Source organism: Okeania sp. SIO1H4 (assembly GCF_010672695.1).
In the GTDB taxonomy this organism is placed as follows: Bacteria; Cyanobacteriota; Cyanobacteriia; order Cyanobacteriales; family Microcoleaceae; genus Okeania; species Okeania hirsuta.
The window spans coordinates 1-5,460 of the sequence record NZ_JAAHGB010000140.1 but is presented as its reverse complement, the minus strand read 5'-3'; the positions used below and the strand labels follow the sequence as shown (position 1 = coordinate 5,460).

Below are 5,460 nucleotides of genomic sequence, written 5' to 3'. Positions count from 1 at the left end.
AATGCCGATCATTTTTAGCTTGGCTATTGACCATTTATTTTACGATCGCGATCACACTTCTGAGTATTCTATCTCAGGAAGAAGGCATTGCTTCTACTGGTCACTTATTTCTGCCATCCTGCACTAGTAGGGTTTAACAATTAATAATTAATAATTAATAATTAATTATTAATTATTACCTCTCCTTGAAAAGAAGAGGATTGACTAATCATGAAAATTTTTCTTTATTATCCCCTGAAAAGAGGAGGCTTTAAACCACAATTTTTCGGTAAGGGAAATACGTTGCTCTGGCTAAAAATGGCTCAAACCTAGATATATCAGGAAAAAGGTTGATTAAATGTAAAACCTAGACTATATAAGGGTTTGATCCTGTTCTTAACATATTTTTTGCCAAAGTACCGATAAAGTAGTTAAAAAAGAGCGATCGCTATATGTCAGCCAGTCTCAAAATTCAGCTAACAGAATCAGAAGAGCAAGAACTTTCAAGGTTGACTCGTGACCAAAAAATTCCCTCGAGAACGAGAACAAGAAAGGAGTTCTGCTAAAAAATATCAATTAAAGCAATATAAATTTAACTCTAATTGCTTAAACATAGAGATACAAAATGATTTATCTTTTTAACGTTTATTTAGGGCAACCTACTTACCTGATCGACTCGAAAACTGCTGTATTAATTTGATATTTATTGAGAATCATGGCAGCAACATTTATTGAGAGCTGTCGCTTTTTAGCTATAAATTTCAGGCGTTTCACGACTAATTTTGAGAAGATGAGCAACGGCAATTATCAAGAAGTAGATGAAACAGAGAATTAAGGATTTTGAAATAGTATGAGATTGAGTGCATCTCAATTTTGAATAAAGCCATAATTTTTTGGCTTTTAGGCAACAGGCAACAGGCAACAGGGAATAGATAGGAAAAAAGTATTTTTGCAAATACTGAGATGCACCCATGAGATTTTGAAGATTGCTGCTTTTCAATAATGTCAAGAGGGTTTTTGCATAGTGCTATAACTAGAACTTTTAAAAGCAGAGAAATATTTAAGTTTATTCTATGCAACTTGACATTTAATTGGTATCAGCAAAATTAATTGTATAGCAATTTTCATTACTACTGTTGACTTATAGAGTATCTAAAATCAGGAAATATTAATAATCAACCTTTATTTTTCCTTCTTGTTTCTTGCTTCTTGCTTCCTCCTTTTACTGTTGATTTTGTTGATCCAACCAAGCTAAAGCAGCAGCAAAAGTTTCAGCTAAAACACTAATAAAGCGATAAAACGCAACAGCACTTAACACAATACCAGGGGAAAATTTTTGCTCCAGTAAAGCCAAAGCAGTTGCTTCAAATACCCCAACACCTCCAGGCGCCCCTGGCACAACTAAACCTAATAGCCATGCTAAACTAAAGACACTAATTATTAATAAAACTTGATTAAATTCAATAGAATTGAACGCCAACATAGTCAACAAAAATCCAGAACCTCGAAGCAAAATGAAACAAATTTCTCCGAAAAAAGGCTTAATTGGATAGCGTACTAATTTTAATTCAGTATGTAGATATGAATCAGATTTTTTAACTGTTAATTTTAGTTTAGCTAAATATTTAATTACCGGGTTTAAAATTCGTGGATGAAGAATAAAAATGACTACAAAAAAACACAAAAATTGTAAAAACAAACTTTCTTGAGTGGAAGCAAATAAAGCAATAGCTAAAGCTGCATCAGCCATTAAAAGCGGTTCTATCAACACAGTGAAAAGTGCAATTTCAACGGGTACTCCCGCCTGTTTTATTGAAGAAATCCGACCATAAAAATGCCATATATTTCCTGGTAAATACTTGGCAACATTTGTGAGGAGATATACTCTAATAGTCCATCTTAGATTAACTGATTGATTGAATTCTTTAATAATCCAAAACCATACCCATCCAGACCATAAATGAGCTATTATTGTGACGATAAAAGCAGTTCCTAAACTTACCCACCCAGAATCACTAATTCTAATTTCTAGTACTTGTTGCCATTGGTCTTTGAGAGTTTTAGTTAGAAAAAATAAAGTTACTCCTAAAATAATCCACGCCAGATAGGGTTTCAACCTTGATAAAACTTTTTTCATAAAAAATAATACTGATTTGTTGAATAATTGCTAACTCTTTGTCTTTCCTCTCTAAACTGTCTAATACCAAATTGATAAATGTTTGCTACAAATAGCTAGGGTATTTCTATGGAGTCAGAAGTATCGAGTCAGTTAGGGGAGCCATCGGATTGGCGACATACAGAATGAATGGCTTCAATACCAATTTTTAGGTCATAAATTCTCTTTTTCTCTTGGTGGAGGTTCCCTCTCTTGGTCAGCATTCCCTTGCTTCTGATGCCGACGCGGGGTCTGGCCCCTCTGTTGTTCGATGGTCGCCCAGCGAGGAGACCCGAAGAGTGACAGACCCGCTGCCTCTTTCCTCCTCCGGAGGAGCTTTCCTATGGGAATGCTGCACAAACGCTAATGCTTTAAATTTTCGGAGCAAAACGCCATTGCTTGACCGCTTGCGACTGGCATCGTCCCAGGGTTCCACCACTTTGTCAAAGGGACATTTCCTGTACTTATCTTTTAATCAAACTTATTATTCGTAACATTCTTTTTTCAAATTGGTATAAGTAAGTATTCAGCAGTCAGCTATAAGTCGAAAGATATTGCTTTTAATTCCTCCAAAAAATTGATAAATTGAGCTAAAATTAAAAGTCTTTTCTCAAAGCTTATAGCTAAGTACTCAAGGACTTTTTGTTAAAAGAATATTAAATTTTTGTGTAAGCAGGGTTTTAACTCAACATATTTGCATTAGAATGACCTAGGAAAAAGGCAGCAATAAATTATTCTTACTTAGCAAACTCTTAAATGCCCACAATAACCCACCGAACAGACTTAAGATTAAGTGCTCTAGCATTCTTAGTCTTTGCTTTATAAAGACGATCTCATCGCTTAATTCTTGGGAAGTTTATTTGTTTCTTGTCCAGATATTAATATCCTAGTAGTCATTTTTTATCCAACTTAGGAGTCAATAATAATATATTTGCATTACCAATAATTTCCTGTGATTCAATTGTAAATTGATCTGCAAATACAGACTTAAAAATGTTCATATCTCCTCCGTAATAGATAAACCAGATACGCGAGTCTGTAGGAGGTAAACTTTCAACCCAATTTTTTAAATGGGCAGGAAAATTTGATTTATCTGTTTTTTCCCTCTTATAGAAATATATAGGTGCAGAACCTCGATAATAGTAAGTCAGAGTAAAAGAAGTGCCATGACCTGTAGAGTAAATGATAATATCACCATCTCTATCTTGACTTTCAATCAATTGTGCTACTGGTCTGTAGTGGTCTGATGCTCCCATGTATCGCTTTGAACTTGTATAATAAGTTACTAAACCTAAACTAACGGTCAACATATATATTACGGCCAGCACTAATCCAATTATTTTTTGCCAATCGAAAACCTTAAAAAAACCAATTGCCACAAGTAGTATAAAGTATGGCTGAGAGATTATTAGGTAACGACTGTTCCATATCGAGTAAAATATATTAGAAAAAACAAAAATAGATGCAGCAGGTATAATTCCCCATAAAGCTACCCATATAACTTCTTGAGTGCGAGGTTTTTGAATTATTGCTACAAGAATAACTGTAGCAATAATTAAAGTTACAACTTGAATCAATAATGGTATATAAGGTAGCGGTGGTGGATGAGCAAACACAGTCATTATTCTTAGCTCTCGGAAGATTTCTCTCACACCAGGAGTTGGTAACATCACTCGGTGCGATCCTGAATCACTTTTCACAGAAATAGCTACAGGAATACTAGCAATAATGATTGTTAAATATAGAACGAGATAACTGATTAATCTAGAAATTTTAAACTTAAACTTAAGCCATAAAATCAGAATATCTGGTAGCAAAAAAGCTGCATTTAAAGGTGTAGTGTAAAAGGATAAAATTCTACCAACAACCCATATGAATCGTGGAAGTTTTTGATCTGGGTACTTCAGAGAATGTCCAAGACCAAGACAGCCACAAAGCCCTAGGCAAACACTCATTGTATAGTATCTAATTTCTTGAGCATGATTAATAAATAATGGAGAAATAGTTAGTAAAAATGCTGCAAGAAGACCAACTTTTTTGCTAAAAAAGTCATTACCTAATCTATAAATTATATATACAGATAACAGTGCAAAAATAATAGCTGGAACTCTTAACCATACCTCATTATCAGAAATCTTCATCCATGGATTTAAAAGAGCATAGTAGAGTAGCCTGCCTTTATTAAAAGACACCTTGCGCCCATCTAAAACACTGATAAATTCATCTATCCATAGACCTCGGAAATTTACTCTGTAAAAGTACAAAAAACACCCTAAGAGAAGAATCAATAAAATAGGAAATATTCCTTTTTGTTTAATAGGGTAAATAAACCTTTGAAAAGCATTGAGCATAAACTATATTTCCTGGCTTCAAAATTTAGGTCATACAATTTATTAAAAAGTATGTTACACTTATACAAGTGCCCCTTAACTGATAGAGGCTATTGATATTCTCAGATATTGAAGAAGGAGACAGGAGACAGGAGACAGGAGACAGGAGGAAAATTACATGGGGATTCTCACCCCAAGTAATTTTGAACACCGTGTAGACGGTGGGGTATTAAACCCACAAAGAAAATGATAAATTAGCTATATTGAAAGCTTCAAAAATTATTATCTATCTGATTATATCATGTCCGAATGTGTAGGATTTTTTATAAAAATATCATGTCCGGTAGTATCGGTATTGTCAGCGTGAAGTTAAGGAAAAAGCAAGAGGGAAGAAGGCTTAAAAGCTTGAAAAACTTAAATTTCCTGTAGATATTCACACTTTGATTTTACACATAACGATATCAGGGGACATAATATAGTTTCTCCAGAGTCCTCCTGACTAGACATTAGCCATAATTATAACAACAAAAGCGATCATCAAATAAATTACCCCTTTCTCTAACTTGCTGCCAATTATCTCTCAGGATTCCAGCCATAAAAAATACTATTCCTCTAGAGAATCATCCAGCACACATAAGGTTTAAGGTGGAACAATATTTTTTTTATTTTATATTATCATATTAGTATTGCAGTTTCATAGTAGTAAAATGAGCAAATTTTTAACTATAGATACAGATCATCAATCAACTCACATTTGCCCACCTTAATTAGACTTGTCGCGAAATAAAACCTTAAAGTGAAATGGGAAAATTCTGGTTTTCACTGATTAAACTATGCTACCATTAAGTAGAAATTCCAGAGTCCAGCCGCAGTGAACATGAAGCGATCGTCGCGCATCTTTAATGTGATTTCGATACAATCCTCTCCCTGCATTATATCTCTTCACGCCAGATATTGTATGTTCACATTTGACGCTAACGCTACTTTTCTCTCTAT

The 5,460-nt window shown here is 34.1% G+C and carries 2 protein-coding genes; both read right to left on the bottom strand.

Annotation, left to right across the window (positions count from 1 at the left end; all coding sequences use genetic code 11):
- Positions 1–1,201: 1,201 nt before the first annotated feature.
- Positions 1,202–2,116, bottom strand: coding sequence for a YbhN family protein (locus tag F6K06_RS32990; RefSeq protein ID WP_287245162.1), 915 nt, complete (start codon positions 2,114–2,116; stop codon positions 1,202–1,204).
- 911 nt (positions 2,117–3,027) lie between these two features.
- Positions 3,028–4,485, bottom strand: a complete 1,458-nt coding sequence (locus tag F6K06_RS32985; protein WP_124147581.1) for a glycosyltransferase family 39 protein — start codon at positions 4,483–4,485, stop codon at positions 3,028–3,030.
- Positions 4,486–5,460: the final 975 nt, after the last annotated feature.